The organism is Herbidospora sakaeratensis, from assembly GCF_001570525.1.
Classification (GTDB): domain Bacteria; phylum Actinomycetota; class Actinomycetes; order Streptosporangiales; family Streptosporangiaceae; genus Herbidospora; species Herbidospora sakaeratensis.
This window is the reverse complement of the sequence record NZ_BBXC01000007.1, coordinates 651,199-669,542: the sequence shown is the minus strand read 5'-3', so window position 1 is coordinate 669,542 and position 18,344 is coordinate 651,199. Positions and strand designations below refer to the sequence as shown.

Here is an 18,344-nt window from a genome sequence, read left to right as displayed (position 1 = left end):
GCGTACATTCCTGTGCGTGTCTGAGATGGAATCGGCCGAGCGCCATGCCAGCTGGCTTGAGCTGTTCTTCGACCTGATCATCGTGGTGGCCGTCGCGCAGCTGGCCCACATCCTGCATCCCACGCCGGAGCATCCCCTCGACGTCCAGCGGGTGCTGCTGTTCCTGGGGCTCTACTACGCCATCTGGAGCGTCTGGACCTCCTTCACCCTCTACGCCAACGTCGCCGGGCCGAAGACCCGGCAGCGGGCGATGCTGGCGGCGATGTTCGGGATCGCGGTCATGGCCGCGTCGGTGCCGGAGGCAACCGGGGAACACGGGACCGCGTTCGCGATCGCCTACGTCTACTGCCGCCTGCTGGCCACCTCCACCTGGGGCTCCACCAATACGTTCTTCGGCGGCTGGCCCGCCGCGCAGAACGGCGCCGGGCTGATCCCGTGGGTGATCTCGATCTGGGCGCACGAGCCGGTGAACCGCTACTGGTTGTGGGGCGTCGGCATCGCGCTCGACCTGGTCTTCTCGTTCCTGCGCGGCGGTGACAGTGAGCAGCAGCTCAGCCGGATCACCAAGCGGTTCGAGGAGCACCGGAAGCGGGAGGAGGCGCGCGGCCTCAGGCGGCGGCCGTTCACGTTGCCGCAGCCCGCGCGGGTCGACGGCGACCACCTCGCCGAGCGGCTCGGGCTGTTCGTGATCATCGTGCTGGGCGAGGCGGTCATGCAGGTCGTGCTGGCCACCTCGGAGATCGAGTGGACCCGCCCGCTGGCCGTGTCGGCGATGGCGGGGTTCGGGCTGCTCGTCTGCTTCTGGTGGCTCACTCTCCGGTACGGGGCGTCGGCGGCCCCAGTACAGGAGATGAAGGCGAAGGTCACGCTGCCGAGCCACTTCGCGATGACCGCGGGGATCGCGGCCGTCGCCGCCGGGCTCGGGGCGCTGGTCGCCCACCCGGAGGGCCACCTGGAGGAGGCGGTGAAGTGGACCCTCTGCGGCGGGACGATCGTCTACTTCCTCACGTCGGGCATCGTCGCGGCCGCCTCGAAGGCCAGGATCGGCTGGCTGCTCGGGTGGACGCTGCCCGCCGTGCTCGGTCCGGCGGTGTTGGGGCTGCTGCCGCTCCCCGGCTGGGGGCTGGTGCTCGGCCTGCTCGCGGTCGCCGGATGGCAGGTCTGGTTCCCGCAGATCACGGCGCGCCTGCGGGCTCGCGCAGCGACCTGACCTCTTCTCTGAGCTCGGCCAGTTCGGCCAGGATGCGCTCGCTGACCTCGACCTCCTCCTCGTCCATGGCGCTCACCACGACCGCGATGAACAGGTTCACCACGACGAAGGTGCAGATGAGGACGAAGCACACGAAGAAGATCCAGGCCGACGGGTAGACCGTCATGACCTGGCGGGTGATGTCCGACCAGCCGTCGCCGGTCATGATCTGGAACAGGGTGAACAACGACGTCTGCAGGTTCCCGAAGTAGTCGGGGGCGACGTGGCCGTACATGCGGGTGCCCATGACCGCGGCGACGTACAGGACCAGCCCGAGCAGGGCCGCGATCGAGGCGACGCCGGGAACGGCGGTGAGCAGCGCGGACACCACCCGGCGCAGGCTCGGCACCGCCGAGACCAGCCGGAGCGCCCGCAGCACCCGCAGCGACCGCAGGACGGTCAGCCCGCCGGCGGCCGGCATGAGCGAGACCGCCACGACGATGGAGTCGAAGACGTTCCACGGGTCGCGCGGGAACCGGCCGCGCTGGACGTAGAGCCGCGCGGCCAGTTCCACGACGAAGATGGCCAGGGAGACGCGGTCGATCATGTGGAGGAGGTCGCCGTAGCGGGCCATCGCGTCGGCGGAGGTCTCCACGCCGAGGGCGGCCGAGTTGATCAGGATGACGGCGATGATCGCCTGCTGGAACCGCTTGGACTCGATGATGTACCGGACACGCTCGCGCACCGTTTTTGCCCCCGGGGGAAGCGAACAGGAACAGCAGGCGAGCGTAATCGCGGTCGAACGAATCCCCGGGGACCCCGGGAAATACGGCGATCCCGGGCCAAAGGCTACCGAGAGTAGTGTTCCACGACGAGCTGCTCGTCGACGGGGAGGGCGATCTGCTCGCGGACCGGCTTCTGCAGCAGGGTGACCGTGAGCTCCTTGAGGTCGATCGAGAGGAAGGCGGCCGGGCGCTCGTCGGCGTAGATCCCCTCGGCGGCGGCGACGAACGGCTGCAGCTGCCGCGATTTGGCCCGCACGCCGATGACCTGGCCGGGCTTGACGAGGTAGCTGGGGATGTCGACCTTGCGGCCGTCGACGGTGATGTGACCGTGGTTGACGTACTGGCGGGCGGCGTAGATCGACGGGGCCAGGCCCGAGCGGAGCACGACCGAGGCCAGGCGGGTCTCCAGGATGGCGATCAGTTCCTCGCCGGCGCGGCCGGGGCGGCGCACGGCCAGGTCCCAGTAGCGGCGCAGCTGGCGCTCGGACACGTCGTAGTACCAGCGCAGCTTCTGCTTCTCCATCAGCCGCATGCCGTAGTCGCCGACGTTGCGGCGGTTGGTCTTCCGGCCGTGCTCCCCGGGCGGGTAGGGCCGCGCTTCGAAGTACTTCACGGCCTTGCGGGTCAGCGGGACGCCCGCCCGCCGCGACAACCGCACCTTCGGACCCGTGTAGCGCACGTGCACTCCTCTGTGGTTAGGTAACCCTTGCTAAGGTAAGCCTTACCTTAACAGACTGAAGGAGAGTCACGATGACCCAGCCCGTCTCGGCTCCCCCGATCACCGAACGCGTCCGCACCCTGGCCGCGACGGCGACGCCCACGCACGTCGCGGTGGCCGGTTCCGAGCTGACGGCGCTCCCCGCCCGCGGCGGCGTCGACGCCAAGGGCCGCCCGGTCCTGCTGGTCAAACCCGACGAGGCCCTGTACGGCTGCCGCGACGACCTGGCCGTCACCGTCGACCTGGTCGCCACCCGCACCATGGGCGGGACCGAACGCGCCCGGGGCATGCTGAAGATCCGCGGCTGGGCCTCCACGGTCCCCGGCCACGAGGTCCGCGAGACGGCCGTCGCCATCGCCGAGCGCTGCCCCGACGAGGACCTGTTCGCCGTCATCGAGAACACCGGCCGGGCCCCGCGCCTGCTGCGGCTGGACGTGGCCGACGTCGTGTACCTGACGGGCACGGAGTCGGGCATCCTCGACTCCGACGACTACCTGGACGCCGACCCCGACCCCTTCCTCGACCAGGCCGAACGCATGCTCCACCACGTGAACTCGGCACACCGGGCCCAACTGGTGGCCGCCGTGGAACGCCTTATGGGCGAACCGGCCCCGGACGCGTGGTTGTGGGAACTCGACCGCTACGGCGCGACGGTCAGAGCGGGGCAGGACCGGCTGGTCCGGATGCCGTGGCCGTCACCGGCCCAGAGCCCGGAGGCGCTGGAGCACGCGCTGGCCTGCCTGGTCTGCGCCCACTGAGAAAGGCTGATCGTCACACGATCAGGGTGATCGGGTGGTCCCGGAGGGTGCGGGGGTTCGGGGGTCGTCCCCGTCAGATCTCTTCGAGGATTCGGTCGATCACCAGCAGGGCGCAGCCGGTGATGCCCGCGCCCGGGCCCAGGCGGCTGCGTTCGATGCGGAGGCTGCGGGTGGCCAGTTGGGTGGAGCGCCGGTAGACGACCTCGCGCACGCCCGACACCAGCGGCTGGAACATCTCGGCCACGTCGCCGCCCAGGACCACCACCGACGGGTTGAGCAGGTTGACCGCGCTGGCGATGACCTCGCCGAGCCAGCGCCCCGCCTGGCGGACCACGGCCATCGTCTCGGCGTCGCCCTGGCGGACCAGGGCGGTCACGTCGGCGAGGGTTTCCACGTCGCGGCCGCGTTCGCGCAGGGTGCGCAGGATGGCGGTGCCGCTGGCCACCGAGTCGACGCAGTCGAGGTTGCCGCACCGGCACAACACTCCCCCGCCGTCGCGGACCGGGATGTGGCCGATCTCGCCGGCGGCGCCGAGCGCGCCGCGCATCACGGCCCCGCTGGAGACGACGCCCGCCCCGATGCGGGTGGAGACCTTCACGAACAGCAGGTCGTCCTGGTCGGGGTAGACGCCGCGGTGTTCGCCCATCGCGATGACGTTCACGTCGTTGTCGACCAGGACCGGGACGGGGAAACGCCTGGCGATGCGGGGCGGGATCTCCACGCCGGTCCACGAGGCCATCACGCGGGCCGACTCGGTGCGGCCGCGGGCGTATTCGACGGTGGCCGGCACGCCCAGGCCGACGCCCGCCAGGGGGCCGCGGCCCTCCAGCAGTTTCTCCCAGGTGTCCATCACGAGGCCGAGAACGGCGTCGGGGCCCTCCTCGACGTCGATCACCAGGTCTGTGCGTTCGATCACATCGCCGGCCAGGTCGCACAGGGCGATCTGGGTGCGGCTGGCGCCCAGTGAGGCGACCGCCACGACGCCGCCCGAGGCGTTGAACCGCAGGCGCACCGGAGGCCGGCCGCCGGTCGACGGGCCCTCGGCGTCTTCCACGACGAGGCCGCGTTGCAGCAGCTCGTTGACCCGGTGGGTGACCGCGGGGCGGGAGAGCGTGGTGACGCGGCCGATCTCGGCGCGGGTCGTCGCCTCTCCGCCGCGGATCAGCTGGAGCACCTCACCGGTGGTGGCAATCCGTGACATACGTGGCATCGCCTCAAGCATAGTGGTTGACGTAAGTTCACCGACTTATTCATTCTAGGTTACAAAAGTCGGCTTGATGAATACCTAAGGTTCGGGCTAATGTCCCCCTTGTCCGTATTGAGGAGGGCACGTCATGACACACCCGGCCGTGGCCGAGGTCACCCAACGCATCGCCGATCGCAGCCGGGAGTCCCGCACCGCCTACCTGTCCCGTGTGGACGCCGACGCGGCCGAGCTGCGTCGACGGGGGCCCGCACGGGGCCATCTGGGCTGCGCCAACCTGGCGCACGGGTTCGCCGCCGCCGGTGACGACAAGCCGCTGCTGCGGGCCTCCACCCGGCCGGGCGTGGCGATCGTGACGTCGTACAACGACATGCTCTCGGCGCACCAGCCGTACGAGAGCTACCCGCCGGAACTCAAGAAGGCGGTCCGGGCGGCCGGGGGTGTCGCGCAGGTGGCCGGCGGGGTGCCGGCCATGTGCGACGGGGTCACCCAGGGCCGCGCGGGCATGGAGCTGTCGCTCTACAGCCGCGACGTGATCGCCATGTCGACGGCCATCGCGCTCTCGCACGACATGTTCGACGCCTCGCTACTGCTGGGCGTCTGCGACAAGATCGTGCCGGGGCTGTTCATCGGGGCGCTGCGGTTCGGGCACCTGCCGGCGATGTTCGTGCCGGCCGGGCCGATGACGTCGGGGTTGCCGAACAAGGTGAAGGCGCGGGCCCGGCAGGCGTTCGCCGAGGGCAAGATCGGCCGCGCCGAGATGCTCGACGCCGAGGCCGACAGCTACCACTCCCCCGGCACCTGCACCTTCTACGGCACCGCCAACTCCAACCAGCTGCTGATGGAGGTCATGGGCCTGCACCTGCCGGGCTCGACCTTCGTCAACCCGCGCACCGAGCTGCGCCACGCGCTCACGGCCGCCGCCGCGAAGCGGGTGGTGGAGCTGACCGCGCACGGCGAGGAGTACACCCCGATCGGCCACGTCGTCGACGAGAAGGCGATCGTGAACGCCGTCGTCGCGCTGCTGGCCTCGGGCGGCTCGACCAACCACACCATGCACCTGGTCGCCATGGCGAACGCCGCCGGCATCACGCTGACCTGGGACGACATGGCGGCGTTGTCGAAGGTCGTGCCGCTGCTGACCCGGATGTACCCCAACGGCGAAGCCGACGTGAACCACTTCCACGCCGCGGGCGGCATGCAGGTGTTCATCGGCACGCTGCTGGACGCCGGGCTGCTGCACGACGACGTGCTGACCGTGGCCGGGCGGGGGCTCGGCCACTACCGGTCGGCGCCGGAGCTCAAGGAGGGCGAGCTCGTCTGGACCGAGCGCGCCGAGGGCAGCGGCGACCTGTCGGTGCTGCGGCCCGCCGATGAACCTTTCTCGCCCGACGGCGGCATCCACATGGTCGGCGGCAACCTGGGCCGGGCCGTCTCGAAGGTGTCGGCGGTCAAGCCCGAGCACCTGGTGATCGAGGCCCCGGCGAAGGTCTTCGACGACCAGCTCGACCTGCTGCGCGCCTTCGAGGCCGGCGACCTCGACGGGCAGGACTTCGTCGCGGTGGTCCGCTACCAGGGGCCGAGCGCCAACGGCATGCCGGAGCTGCACAAGCTGACCCCGCCGCTGGCCGTGCTGCTCGACCGCGGACAGAAGGTCGCAATCGTTACAGACGGCCGTATGTCGGGCGCGTCGGGCAAGGTCCCGGCCGCGATCCACCTGTCGCCCGAGGCGGCCAACGGCGGCGCGATCGCCCTGATCAGGGACGGCGACCCGATCAGGCTCGACTCGACCGCCGGAACCCTGGACGTGCTGGCCGACCTGAGCACCCGAACCCCCGACGGCGCCGCGAAACCCGACGACAAATGGGTGGGAACCGGACGCGAGCTTTTTGCCGCCTTCCGTCGTACGGTTGGACCCGCGGAACGCGGTGCCAGCATCTTCGGAGGGTTCTAAGTGAGCTACCCCTGGCTCGTCGCCGACATCGGCGGCACCAATGCACGTTTTGGAATCGTCTCCGGGCGGGGTGCGGCGCCCGAGGCGGTGGCCGTCCTCAACGTGGCGGAACACCCGACGTTGCCCGACGCGATATCCGCCTACCTGGCCGACCACGCCGACGGCGCGCGGCCGGGCGCGGCGTGCGTGGCGATCGCCGGGCCGGTCAAGGGTGACCACTACACGCTGACCAACGGTTCGTGGTCGGGCTCGGTGGCGGGCCTCGGCATCCCGCAGTCGCACGTGCTGAACGACTTCGAGGCGCTGGCGATCTCGCTGCCCCACCTGGCGGGCGACGACCTGGTGCCGCTCGGCGGCCCGGCGCCGGCGGCCGGGATGGTGAAGGCGGTGCTCGGGCCCGGCACCGGGCTGGGCGTGGCCGGGCTGGTGCCGGCCGGCGACGGCTGGGTGCCGGTGCCGGGCGAGGGCGGGCACGTGTCCGTCCCGGCGGTGACCGACCTGGAGTTCGAGATCGTCAAGGCCCTGCGCGCCGACGGCCTGCCCTACGTCGACGCCGAGCACCTGCTCTCGGGCTCGGGCCTGCCCCGGCTGCACCGGGGCCTGGCGCTCGTGCGCGGCATCAAGACCACCCGCAAGAGCGCCTCCGAGATCGTGGCGGGCGACGACGACCTGTGCCACGAGACCGTCGAGGTGTTCCTCGCCCTGCTGGGCGGCTTCGCCGGCAACGTCGCGCTCACGCTGGGCGCGCGCGGCGGCGTCTACCTGGGCGGCGGGGTGCTGCCCCGGATCGTCGACCGCGTCCGCGGCAGCGACTTCCGGTCCCGGTTCGAGCTGACCGGCCCGGCCCTGTCCGACTATCTGACCGCCATCGCCACCTCGCTGATCGTCGCCGAGCAGCCCGCTCTGACGGGTGCGGCCGCCTGGCTCCAGCAGCGGGCCACTAGTGTGGAGTACGTATGAGTTCCCTCCTCGACCTCGCCCCCGTGGTGCCCGTCGTCGTGATCGACGACGTCGACACCGCCGTGCCGATGGCCCGCGCCCTCGTGGCGGGCGGGCTGCCGGTCATCGAGGTCACCCTGCGGACCGAGGCCGGGCTGGAGTCGATCCGCCGGATCGCCGCCGAGGTCGAGGGAGCGGTCGTGGGCGCCGGCACGGTCCGCCGCCCCGCCGACGTCGCGGCCGCCGTCGAGGCGGGGTCGCGGTTCCTGGTCTCCCCCGGCTCCCCGGCCGCCCTGATCGACGCGATGACCGCCTCGGGCGTGCCGTTCCTGCCGGGCGTGGCGACCGCGACCGAGGTCATGGCGCTGTTCGAGCGCGGCCTGCGGGAGATGAAGTTCTTCCCGGCCGAGCAGGCCGGCGGCGTCGGCTACCTCAAGGCCCTGGGCGGCCCGCTGCCCGAGGTGCGGTTCTGCCCCACCGGCGGCATCCGCCTGGCGACCGCCCCCGACTACCTCGCGCTGCCCAACGTCGGCTGCGTCGGCGGCACCTGGCTCACGCCCGCCGACGCGCTGGCCGCCGGAGACTACGCCGTCATCGAGAAACTCGCCGCGGAGGCCGCCAGGCTCCGTTGACAGCCTCGCCAGCCAGGCCATCCTCCCTCGGCCGAAGCTGGCGGCCATGCCCGCGTCCGCAACCCGGAAACACGGCCATGGGTACCGGGCCCGTGACACCCAACCAGGACGTCACGGGCCCTTCCCGTGCCTGGCCCCGGTCGAGCGGCGCACCACCAGCTCGGGCTGGAACATCAGCTCCAGGTTCTTCGACGGCGCGCCGTCGACGATCTCCAGCAGGGTCTCCACGGCCGCCGAGGCCATCGCGCCGATGGGCTTGCGCACGGTCGTCAGCGGCGGGTCGGTGAACGGGATCAGCGGGGAGTCGTCGAAGCCGACCACCGAGACGTGCCCGGGCACGTTGAGCCCGCGCTGCCGGGCGGCCCTGATCGCGCCCAGGGCCATCAGGTCGCTGGCGCAGAAGACGGCGGTGCAGCCCCGGTCGAACAGCGCCCCCGCCGCCGCCTGGCCCCCCTCGACCGTGGCCAGGCTGTGCTCGATCAGGTCGTCGGCGTCGGCGGCCCGGGGCAGGTGGGTCATCGCCTGCCGGAAACCCTCGATCTTGCGCAGGGCCGGGACGAACCGGCGCTGGCCGAGCGCGAGCCCGATGCGCTCGTGCCCGAGGTCGACGAGGTGGCGGACCGCCAGGCGGGTGGCCAGCCGGTCGTCCGGGGAGATGAAGGGCGCCTGGATGGCCTCGTTGTAGCCGTCGACCAGGACGATCGGCAGGCCCCGGTCGGTCATCCGGGTGTAGCGGTCCATGCGGGCGGTGGCGTCGGCGTGCAGGCCGGAGATGAAGACGATGCCGCTGACGCCCCGGTCGATGAGCATCTCGGTGAACTCGTCCTCGGGGGCGCCGCCGGACAGTTGCGTGCACAGGACCGGGGTGTAGCCGTGCTGGCCCAGGGCCTTCTCGACCGCCTGCGCGAAGGCCGGGAAGACGGGGTTGTCCAGCTCGGGGGTGACCAGTCCGATCAGGCCGTTGCTGCGCTGGCGTAATCGGAGCGGGCGTTCGTACCCCATGAAGTCGAGGGCGGTGAGGACGGCCTGCCGGGTCGACGGGGAGACCCCCGCCTTCCCGTTGAGCACACGGCTCACGGTCGCCTCACTGACCCCCGCCTGCACCGCGATGTCGGCGAGCCGGGCGTTGTTCATGCGCGTATCCTCACCGCCGGGCGGCGTTCGGGCCAGGAACGCTACTTCACCTGTTCTTCGCATTGCAGAAAGTAGGCCGCTCACCATTGATCCGCCCTTGTCAGGGCCGGAAGTCAAATGAACCTTTCATGTCGGCGTTTCGGGAAATGTCAGCCGATGACGTTGAACGACGTGAAAACCAGCAGGAAGTTCCGCAAGGGAGCTGGGGCTCCAGGCGCAGCTCACGGGGTTTCGGGCTTTCCGGAACACCGGGACACCGCCGTCTGATTGGCTCACCCCTCGTCCCGGCAACACCCCGGTAACCTCTGGGCCTCCCGTTTTTCACGACATGTATGGACATGGACCGTGCCCACACGATGTACTACCTCATCAATCACCCAGATGGCGGGCTCCGGGCACTGCGCGCCCGGAAGGGAACGAGAACCTATGAGCCAGGTCGTCCTCGACAACGTCACCAAGATCTACCCAGGCGGATTCCTGGCCGTGGACCGGATGAATCTGCGCGCCGAGGACGGCGAACTGCTGGTGTTACTCGGCCCGTCGGGCTGCGGGAAGTCGACGCTGCTCCGCATGATCGCCGGTCTTGAGGACATCACCGACGGCGACCTGTGGCTGGGCGGCAAGATAGCCAACCACCTGGCGCCCCGCGACCGCGACGTGGCGATGGTCTTCCAGAACGGCGCCCTCTATCCGCACCGGACCGTGCGGGGGAACCTGTCCTTCCCCCTGGAGATCGCCAAGGCCGATCCGCAGATGGTGCGCGACCGCGTCGTCGAACTGTCCAAGGCGCTGCACATCGACGAGACCCTCGACCGTCGGCCTGGAACGCTCTCCGGCGGCCAGCGCCAGCGGGTGGCGATGGGCCGTGCCATAGTGCGTCAGCCGTCGCTCTTCCTGATGGACGAGCCCCTCTCGAACCTCGACGCGGGCATGCGCACCGAGCTCCGCATGGAGATCTCCAGCCTCGTCCGCGCGCTCGGCGTCACCACCATCTACGTGACGCACGACCAGATCGAGGCCCTCACGCTGGCCGACCGGATCGCGATCATGAACCGGGGCGTGCTGCAGGACATCGGCACCCCCGCGCAGGTCTACAACGACCCGGCGACCGCGTTCACGGCGGCGTTCCTCAGCTCGCAGCAGCTCAACCTGCTGGCGGCCACGGTGCGTACACCACAGAACCAGTTCATAATGCTCGACTTCGGCACCCACCAGATCACGATGCCCTGGACCGATCCACGCGCTTACGCGGTGTCACAGCACACCGGCAGCCAGATCATCGTGGGCATCCGGCCCGACGCGCTCGCGCCGATGCCCGAGGGCATGGACGGCCCGATGTTCATGGGCCGGGTCCGCACGCTCGAATACCACGGCCACGAGTGGCTGGCCTACGTCGAGTGCGGGATCCCGGCGGTGGCGGTGCCCGAGCCGCCCGACCCGAGGTTCCGCGCCGCGAACGGCGGCGCCAACGGCTCGAAGACGCGGTCGATGATGCGGCGGTTGTTCAACAACGACATCGAGGCCGACGAGACCCCGTCGGGCCCGCAGCCCGGCCCGAACGGGCTCGGGTCGCACCGCCGGGCCGACCTGATCGTCCGGCTGGGCGCCCGGCCGTCGTGGCGCGCGGGCGAGCACGCCCGGGTGGCCGTCGACGTGTCGCGGCTGATGTTGTTCACCCACACCGGCGCGCGGATCGACCCGCCCCGTCGATAACACCGGCGTCAGCGGCTCGCCCCGGCGTGGGCGAGCACCGAGACCACGCCGACCAGCCGGGTCATCTTGTCCTGTTCGGCCCGGTGGAACGCCGGGCCCTGCCGTCGCGCCACGACCAGGCACAGGTCGCCGATCGGCACGCTGAGCAGGTTGAGCGTGCCCTCGGAGAACGCCGTCGCGCGGGGCGCGGTCAGCCGGGCGGCCTGGAGGGTCTCCGGGGCCTGCCAGCTGCCGTGCACGACCTCTCCCGACGCGCAGTCGACGGCGACCGCCCATTCGGCGCTGACCAGGTCGGGCACCGCGTCGACCAGCGTGAGCACGGCCCGCTGCGGTTCGGCCGCGACGTGGCCGAGCAGGTCGTAGTCGGGGCTGGCGCCGGGCGTCTCCCGGGTGGGCCAGGCCGCCTCGACCTTGACCCCGGGCACGACGCCGATGCGGTCGCGCAGTTCGTCGGCGCTGAAGACGGCCGACCACGAGACGGTGAAGTCGTCGATGGCCCGGCCCCCCTCGCGTTCGAGCACGGTCACCTGGAGGATGTCGGCCCCCATCACCCCGAAGGCCCGGGCCACCTGGCCGAGCACTCCCGGCCGATCGGGCAGCGACACCCGCAGACGCAGCAGCATGACCAGCCTCCTCTCTTCCCCCGCCGACCACCACACTGGCTTACGCACGTTTCGGTCGTGTTCCGGAAGGATGTCCAGCATAAGGCGGCAGCCGAATCCCGCCCGGGGCTTGGCCGACCTTTGGTGTTGTCGGGGCGGCGCGATGAGATCACGGTGAGTAGCCTCAAGGGATGTCCCTCCCCTGGTTGCGGACCCGCTCGATCCGCGCGCGCCTCACGCTCGTCGCGGTGGCCATCGCGTTGCTGATCCTGATCCCGGTCGGCGTCGGCGGCAACCTGATCACCCGCAGGCTGGTGATCGACAACATCTTCGAGTCGAGCCAGAACGTCGCCTCGCAGGTGTCGGCGGAGATCCGGATGGGCGTCGTGCCCTCCCCCATCCCGATCCGCGACGAGATCACCTACGTGCAGGTCGTCGCCCCGGGCGGCCGGGTGATCGAGTCGAGCAACCCGGCCCGCGACCTGCCGCCGGTCACGGCCGTCTGGCCGGCCCCCGACAACCGGATCATCCGGTTCACCTCGTGCATGCTGCCGGAGAGGAACTGCGTCTACGGAGTCGGTATAAGAGCGACCACGGACGCCAACAGCGAGGTCGTGTACGCAGCCCGGGAAGCCCCCAGCTTCCTCACCACCCGTAGCCTGGCCCTGGCCATCGCCGTGCAGGTCGCCCTGCTGACGGCGCTGATCGGCTGGCTGGCCTGGCGGATCACCGGCCGGGCCCTCCACCCGGTCGAGGACATCACCAACGAGCTGGCCGAGATCACCGCCCGCGACCTCACCCGGCGGGTGCCGGTCCCGCCCGGCGACGACGAGATCGCCCGGCTGGCCCGCACCGCCAACGCCACCCTGGGGCGCATGCAGCGGGCGGTGGAGCAGCAGCGCCAGTTCGCCGCCGACGCCTCCCACGAGCTGCGCACCCCCATCGCGGGCATCCGGGCCCAGCTGGAGAGCGGCCGGCTGCACGTCGAGGACATGCCGGAGGCGATCGAGGCGGCGCTGCGCGACACCGACCGGCTGGAGGCGATCTGCACCGACCTGCTGTTCCTGGCCCGGGTGGGCTCGGCCGAGGCGAACGTCAAGGAGCGGGTCGACCTGGCCGGGCTGGTCGGCGCCCGGCTCAAGCCGAGCTCCGAGCGCATGCCGCGCAAGCTGCGCCTGGAGCCCGGCGTGGTCGTCGAGGCGATCGAGCCGCAGCTCGCGCGGGCCTTCGGCGAGCTGCTCGACAACGCCGACCGCCACGCCGCCAGCGAGGTCACCGTCAGCCTGGCCACCGAGGGCGACCAGGCCGTGCTGACGGTGCAGAACGACGGCGAGGGCATCCCCGAGGCCGACCGCGAGCGCATCTTCGAGCGGTTCACCCGGCTCGACACGGCCCGCAGCCGGATGCGCGGCGGCACGGGCCTCGGCCTGGCCATCGCCCGGGAGGTGGTCGAGGCCCACCACGGCACGGTCCGGGTGGAGCCGGTGCCCGGCGGGGTCAGCTTCGTGATGCGGCTGCCGCTCGCCGGTCCGCCACCGCCTGAAGACCGATGAGGTCGTCCGGCGGGGCGTCGGGCACGTCGGCGTCGAACCGGGCCAGCCTCGGCACCCGGAGCGCCACGAGGGCGATCAGGGCGATGGCGCCGGCGAAGACGACGTACAGGAGCCCGATGCCGGCGCCCTTCGGGCCGTCGACGAGGTTCTCCATGAGCTCCGAGCCGAACGGCGCGACCACGCCGAAGGCCAGCGGCAGGGTCGACCAGGCGATCAGGGTGTTCAGGGCGATGACCCGGCCGTGGAACCGCTGCGGCACCTTGACCTGGACGATCGTGGCGTAGATGCCGTTGACGACGGTCAGCGCGAGCGACATGCCGAACGCGCCGACCGCGATCACGACGAGGTTCTGCTGGAGCCCGGTGACGGCGCAGAAGACGGCGAGCCCGAGCGTGGCCAGCAGCATGCCGCGCATGCGGTGGCGGCGCGGGCCGCCCCACAACGCCACCGCGAGCCCGCCGAGCAGCACGCCGACGCCGCCGGCGAAGGCCACCCGGCCGACGTCGTCGAGGGTGTTGCCGCCGAAGGCCAGCACCAGCGGGCTGAGCAGCAGGAACAGCGGCGACAGGAAGACGTTCAGACCGGCGAAGAACAGCAGCATGGCGCGGAAGTTGCGGTTGAACCAGGTGTAGCGGAAGCCGCCCACCATCTCGGCCCAGATGGTCTCGCGGCGGCGCAGCCCCATCGTGCGGGGGAACCTCACCAGCAGCACCGAGACGATCGCGAAGGTGTAGCTGGCGACGTCGATGATCAGGATGCCCTCCAGGCCGATGGTGGCCATCAGCCCGGTGGCGATCAGCGGCACGATGAGCTGGGCCGAGCCGGTGACCATCTGGACGACGCCGTTGGCGTGCCCGAGCAGCCGTTTGGGCACCAGCTGCGGGATCGACGCGCCGTACGCGAGCCGCTGGAAGGTCAGCGCGACCGACAACACGGCCAGCAGCGGGTAGATCGCCCAGATGTGCAGGTTCCCGGTCCAGAGCAGCACGCCGAGCGCGAGCTGGGTCGACCAGGCGCCGACGTCTCCGGCGAGCATGACCCTGCGGCGGTCGTACCGGTCGACGATCACGCCCGCGAGCGGGGCGACCAGCATGCCGGGCAGCAGGCCGATCACCGAGAACAGCGCGAAGTTGACCAGTGAACCGGTGGTGACGTAGATCCACAGCGGCACGGCGAACTCGGTCAGGGCCGAGCCGATGATCGACACGAGCTGCCCGGCGGCGACCGCGCCGAACCGCTTCATACTCGGCTTCGGGCCCTCGTCGGTGACCGGTTCGTCGGAGGTCGCCTGGGTCCACCAGGTGCGTTCGGGGGTGCGGGGCACCTTCTCGCGGGTGGTGACGATCTCGGCGAGCTCCTCGGCGCGGTGCTTGAGGAAGAAGTGGCCGGCCTCGTCGAGCACGACGCACGAGCTGGCCGGGGCCAGCCGCAGCCATTCGCGGAAGCGCTCCTGGTAGAACTCGGTGGCCGGGTCGCGTTCGCCGACGACGGCGGTGATCGGCGCGTTGATGACCGGGCCGCCCGACTCCGACCAGAGCCGGGTGAAGTACGCCTCGGCCTCGCGGGTGCCCTCGCGGCGGTTCTTGATGATCGCCTTGAGCTGGTCGTCGTCGAGCTCCTCGACGTCGAGGCCGGCGGCGATGAGGCCGTTGGCCCACATGCGGTCGGACCGCAGCTTCTCGGCGGCGGTGCGGATCCTCCCGGCGACCGAGCCCGGGCGGGAGAACGGGAAGACGCCGCCGAGGTGCAGCACCTCGACCTCGCGTCCGGCGGCCTCCAGGCGGCGGGTGATCTCGACGGCGAGCATGACGCCGAGGCCGCAGTGGCCGTAGAGGGCGATCGGGCCGGGGACCCGTTCGAGGATCTCCGCGACGCACGCGTCGGCGACCTCGGGGATCGGCCGCGCCTCCTCGTCGAGGCCCCACTCCTGGCCGGGGACGGCGACGGAGTAGAGGGCGACGTGCTCGGGCAGGGCGTCGGCGAGGGGCTGGTAGATCGCGGCGCTGCCGCCGCCGTACGGGACGCAGACGAGGTTGGTGGTCGTGCGCCTCGGTGGAGTGAGGCGATGCAGGAGTCTTCTCGGCCCGTCGTCCTTTCTCGACGCCAGGGCCCTGACCGTGCGGTACTTGAAGATGTCCATGATCGTCACCGGGCGTTCGGTGACGCGGCGGAGCTTGGCGACGACCTGGGCGGCCAGCAGGGAGTGGCCGCCGAGGGCGAAGAAGTCGTCCTCTGCCCCCACCTGGTCGACGTTGAGCACGGCGGCCCAGACGTCGGCGATGGCCTGTTCGAGCGGGCTGGCCGGGGCGACGTACGCCGAGGCGGCCTGGCGGTCGGTGCCGGGGTCGGGCAGGGCGGCGCGGTCAACCTTGCCGTGCGACTTCAGCGGGAGGGCGTCGAGCCAGACGTACCGCGACGGGATCATGTAGTCGGGCAGCAGGTCGGCCAGTTCGGCGCGCAGGTCGCGCTGCTCGCCGACCAGGTAGGCGACGAGGCGGTCGTCGCGCAGCTCGACGACGGCCTGGCCGACTCCCTCGCGGTCGGCCAGGACGATCTCGATCTCGGCGAGCTCGACCCGGTAGCCGCGGACCTTCACCTGGAGGTCGCGGCGGCCGAGGAACTGGAGCTCGCCGGAGGGCAACCAGCGGCCGAGGTCGCCGGTGCGGTACATGCGGGCGCCGGGTGGGCCGAACGGGTCGGGCCCGAACTTCTCCGCGGTCAGCGCGGGCCGTCCCAGGTAGCCGCGGGCCAGCCGGTCGCCGCCGAGGTGGACCTCGCCGGGCACGCCGACCGGGCAGGGGTTCCCGGCGGGGTCGAGGACGTAGACGCGGGCCCCCGGCAGCGGGCGGCCGATGGGCAGCAGGCCCGTCTCGCCGTCGTGGACGTCGTGGGTGGTGACGCCGACCGTGGCCTCGGTGGGGCCGTAGTGGTTGACCACCCGCAGGCCCGGCCGCCGCAGGCCGGCGGCCCACTCGGCCGGGGACGCCTCGCCGCCGAGCAGCAGCAGCTCCTTCGGCAGGACGTCGGCCTCGGGCAGCAGCGACGCCAGGTGTGAGGGGGTGATCTTCAGGTAGTCGCTCCCGGCCATGGTCCGGGCGAGTTCCTCGGCCGGGAGGCGCGGGTTGAGCAGCGTCAGGGTGCCGCCGGTCATCAGCGACAGGTAGAAGACGGTGATGCCGAAGTCGAAGCTGAGCGACTGGAGGAGCGCGTAGGAACCCTCGGGTTTGGGGTTCAGCCGCTCGCGGACGCCGGACAGGTAGGTGAGGATCTGCCGGTGCTGCACGGCCACGCCCTTGGGGCGGCCGGTGGTGCCGGAGGTGTAGATGACGTAGGCGAGGTCCGTCTCGGCGACCTCAGGCAGCGGTCCGGAACCGCGTTCGTCCGGGGTGACGGCGTGGGCGACGCCGGGCAGGTCGCGCCGGGTGACGGCGATCTGGATCCCGGCGTCGGCGACGAGGTAGGCGAGGCGGTCGTCGGGTTGCGCCGGGTCAAGCGGCACATAGGCGGCGCCCGCCTTCAGCACGCCCAGGATGGCGACCGCGATCTCGGCCGACTGCTCCAGGCAGACGGCGATCCGGGCGTCGCGTCCGGCGCCGAGGTCGCGTAATCGGGCGGCCAGGGCGTCGGAACGGTCCGCCAGGTCGCCGTAGGTCAGGTCGACGCCGTCGCAGCGCACGGCCACCCGATCGGCCGGGCCGCGCACCACCTCGTGCAGGAGCGTGCCGGCCCGCTCCACGGAACCGCCGTCGGCGAAGGCGAGCACGTCACCGGCCGGGAGGGCGTAGGAGGAGATCGGCCGGCCGGGGTCGGCGACGACCTGGGCCAGCAGGGCCGCGAAGTGCTCCGCGAAGCGCTCGACCGTCGTCCGGTCGAACAGGTCGGTGTTGTACGCGAACTGGGCCCAGTAGCCGCCCGGGCGCTCGTAGAGGTACAGCGACAGGTCGAAGCGGCTCACCCCGGCCTCGACGCGGAACGGCGTCAGGGTCAGGCCGTGGCCGTCGAGGCCCTGCCGCCAGTTCTGCAGCGCCATCGTCACCTGGGCGATCGGCGAGCGGGAGACGTCGCGCTCGACCTCCAGCTCCTGGACCAGCCGGTCGAATGGGAGCTCCTGGTGGGCGTAGGCGTCGAGGGCGCGGTCGCGGACCCGGGCCACCAGGTCGGCGAAGGTCGGGTCGCCGGCGAGGTCGGCGCGCATGGCCAGGGTGTTGACGAACATGCCGACGACGTCGTCGAGCTCCGGAACGCTCCGGCCGGCGCTCGGGGAGGCGACGGCGAAGTCGTCCTGGCCCGAGTAGCGGCCCAGCAGCACCTGGAAGGTCGCCAGCAGCACCATGTACGGGGTCACGGTCCCGTCGCGGGCGATGGAGACGTCGACCGGGATCTCGTGCACCGCCCCCGCGTGGCCCATCTCGGGCGGCCGCGGCCGGTCGGTCGGCAGGTCGAGCACCGGGACGCCGCTGAGCCGCTCGCGCCAGTGGGCGACGTCGCGGGCGTGGTCGCGGTCGCGCTGCCAGACGGCGTAGTCGGCGTAGGCGACGCCCGGCGGGGGCTTGGGCGTCTCGCCCCGGGCCAGCGCGAGCAGCTCCGACAACACGATGTCGTGCGACCAGCCGTCGGTGACCAGGTGGTGGGCCGACAGCAGCAGGATCCGGTCGTCGGGCGCGAGCCGCACCACCAGGGCACGCAGCACCGGGCCGTGCTCCAGGTCGAAGGGGCGCTTCAGCGCGGTCTCGACGATCTCCCGGGCCTCGTCGTCGGTGGCCGCCTCGGCCAGCCGGAACTCCGCGCCCGCCTCGGGCCGCAGGGTCACCACGGGCACACCCTCGTCGTCGGCGGCGAACCGGGTGCGGAACACCTCGTGCCGCGCCGCGACCTGGTGGAAGGCCTCTTCGAGCACCGCGTCGTCGAGGTCGCCCTGGAGGCGGATCGTCAGCGGGACGGTGTAGGTCGTGGTGCCCGGCCGGTACTGCTCCAGGAACCACAGGCGCTCCTGGGCCGGAGAGAGCACCAGGGGCGCGGCCGGGTCGCGCGGGGGTATCGCCCGGGTCTCCTCCCTGCGTCGTAACCGCTGGGCGAGGAGGGCCTTCTTGTCGGCCGACAGTGTGCTCACGGAACGTCTCTTCCGACGACGGTTTGTCAATTTCCCTTACTGTAAATAGTCTT

Annotated in this window: 13 protein-coding genes; 7 read left to right on the top strand and 6 right to left on the bottom strand. The window is 71.5% G+C overall.

Features of this window, described 5'->3' with window-relative positions:
• Positions 1 to 25 precede the first annotated feature (25 nt).
• A complete protein-coding gene (locus AW271_RS02790) occupies positions 26 to 1,210 on the top strand; it encodes a low temperature requirement protein A (protein ID WP_062331197.1) in 1,185 nt (394 codons plus the stop codon).
• Here the strand turns inward: AW271_RS02790 and AW271_RS02785 are convergent.
• Complete coding sequence (locus AW271_RS02785) at positions 1,176 to 1,934, bottom strand: ion transporter (protein ID WP_062331195.1); 759 nt, start codon at positions 1,932 to 1,934, stop codon at positions 1,176 to 1,178. The two genes, AW271_RS02790 and AW271_RS02785, sit on opposite strands and share 35 nt — an antisense overlap.
• Before the next feature lie 104 nt (positions 1,935 to 2,038).
• Positions 2,039 to 2,653 carry a 30S ribosomal protein S4 gene (gene rpsD / locus AW271_RS02780; protein ID WP_062333003.1) on the bottom strand — a complete coding sequence of 205 codons (615 nt, stop codon included), beginning with the start codon at positions 2,651 to 2,653 and terminating at the stop codon, positions 2,039 to 2,041.
• A gap of 71 nt (positions 2,654 to 2,724) precedes the next feature.
• On the opposite strand from rpsD, the gene AW271_RS02775 reads away from it, so the two are divergent.
• Complete coding sequence (locus tag AW271_RS02775; RefSeq protein WP_062331192.1) at positions 2,725 to 3,450, top strand: DUF2470 domain-containing protein; 726 nt, start codon at positions 2,725 to 2,727, stop codon at positions 3,448 to 3,450.
• Between the two features lie 73 nt (positions 3,451 to 3,523).
• Here the strand turns inward: AW271_RS02775 and AW271_RS02770 are convergent, their stop codons facing one another.
• Positions 3,524 to 4,651, bottom strand: a complete 1,128-nt coding sequence (locus AW271_RS02770) for an ROK family transcriptional regulator (protein WP_157553867.1) — start codon at positions 4,649 to 4,651, stop codon at positions 3,524 to 3,526.
• A 133-nt stretch (positions 4,652 to 4,784) separates the two neighbouring features.
• Between AW271_RS02770 and edd the strand changes: the two genes are divergently transcribed.
• Genes edd through eda form a run of 3 tightly spaced genes read left to right on the top strand, consistent with a single transcriptional unit; the run spans position 4,785 to position 8,179 of the window.
• Positions 4,785 to 6,608, top strand: coding sequence for a phosphogluconate dehydratase (gene edd / locus AW271_RS02765; protein ID WP_062331186.1), 1,824 nt, complete (start codon positions 4,785 to 4,787; stop codon positions 6,606 to 6,608).
• Positions 6,609 to 7,568: a glucokinase gene (locus AW271_RS02760; protein WP_062331183.1), complete on the top strand. Its 960-nt coding sequence runs from the start codon at positions 6,609 to 6,611 to the stop codon at positions 7,566 to 7,568.
• Complete coding sequence (gene eda / locus AW271_RS02755; protein ID WP_062331180.1) at positions 7,565 to 8,179, top strand: bifunctional 4-hydroxy-2-oxoglutarate aldolase/2-dehydro-3-deoxy-phosphogluconate aldolase; 615 nt, start codon at positions 7,565 to 7,567, stop codon at positions 8,177 to 8,179. The genes AW271_RS02760 and eda overlap by 4 nt, the downstream gene beginning before the upstream one ends.
• Before the next feature lie 111 nt (positions 8,180 to 8,290).
• Here the strand turns inward: eda and AW271_RS02750 are convergent, their stop codons facing one another.
• The gene (locus tag AW271_RS02750; RefSeq protein ID WP_062331177.1) at positions 8,291 to 9,313 is read right to left on the bottom strand and encodes a LacI family DNA-binding transcriptional regulator; all 1,023 of its coding nucleotides are present in this window, start codon (positions 9,311 to 9,313) and stop codon (positions 8,291 to 8,293) included.
• 426 nt (positions 9,314 to 9,739) lie between these two features.
• Between AW271_RS02750 and AW271_RS02745 the strand changes: the two genes are divergently transcribed.
• Positions 9,740 to 11,026 (top strand): ABC transporter ATP-binding protein, encoded by a 1,287-nt coding sequence (locus AW271_RS02745; protein WP_062331174.1) that lies wholly within the window; start codon positions 9,740 to 9,742, stop codon positions 11,024 to 11,026.
• An 8-nt stretch (positions 11,027 to 11,034) separates the two neighbouring features.
• Here the strand turns inward: AW271_RS02745 and AW271_RS02740 are convergent, their stop codons facing one another.
• Positions 11,035 to 11,649 (bottom strand): ACT domain-containing protein, encoded by a 615-nt coding sequence (locus tag AW271_RS02740; RefSeq protein WP_062331170.1) that lies wholly within the window; start codon positions 11,647 to 11,649, stop codon positions 11,035 to 11,037.
• Positions 11,650 to 11,819: 170 nt separating this feature from the next.
• Here AW271_RS02740 and AW271_RS02735 point away from each other — a divergent pair, with 170 nt between their 5' ends.
• Positions 11,820 to 13,181 carry a sensor histidine kinase gene (locus tag AW271_RS02735; protein WP_062331167.1) on the top strand — a complete coding sequence of 454 codons (1,362 nt, stop codon included), beginning with the start codon at positions 11,820 to 11,822 and terminating at the stop codon, positions 13,179 to 13,181.
• Here AW271_RS02735 and AW271_RS02730 read toward each other — a convergent pair.
• Positions 13,126 to 18,291: a non-ribosomal peptide synthetase/MFS transporter gene (locus AW271_RS02730; protein ID WP_062331164.1), complete on the bottom strand. Its 5,166-nt coding sequence runs from the start codon at positions 18,289 to 18,291 to the stop codon at positions 13,126 to 13,128. The two genes, AW271_RS02735 and AW271_RS02730, sit on opposite strands and share 56 nt — an antisense overlap.
• Between the last annotated feature and the right edge of the window lie 53 nt (positions 18,292 to 18,344).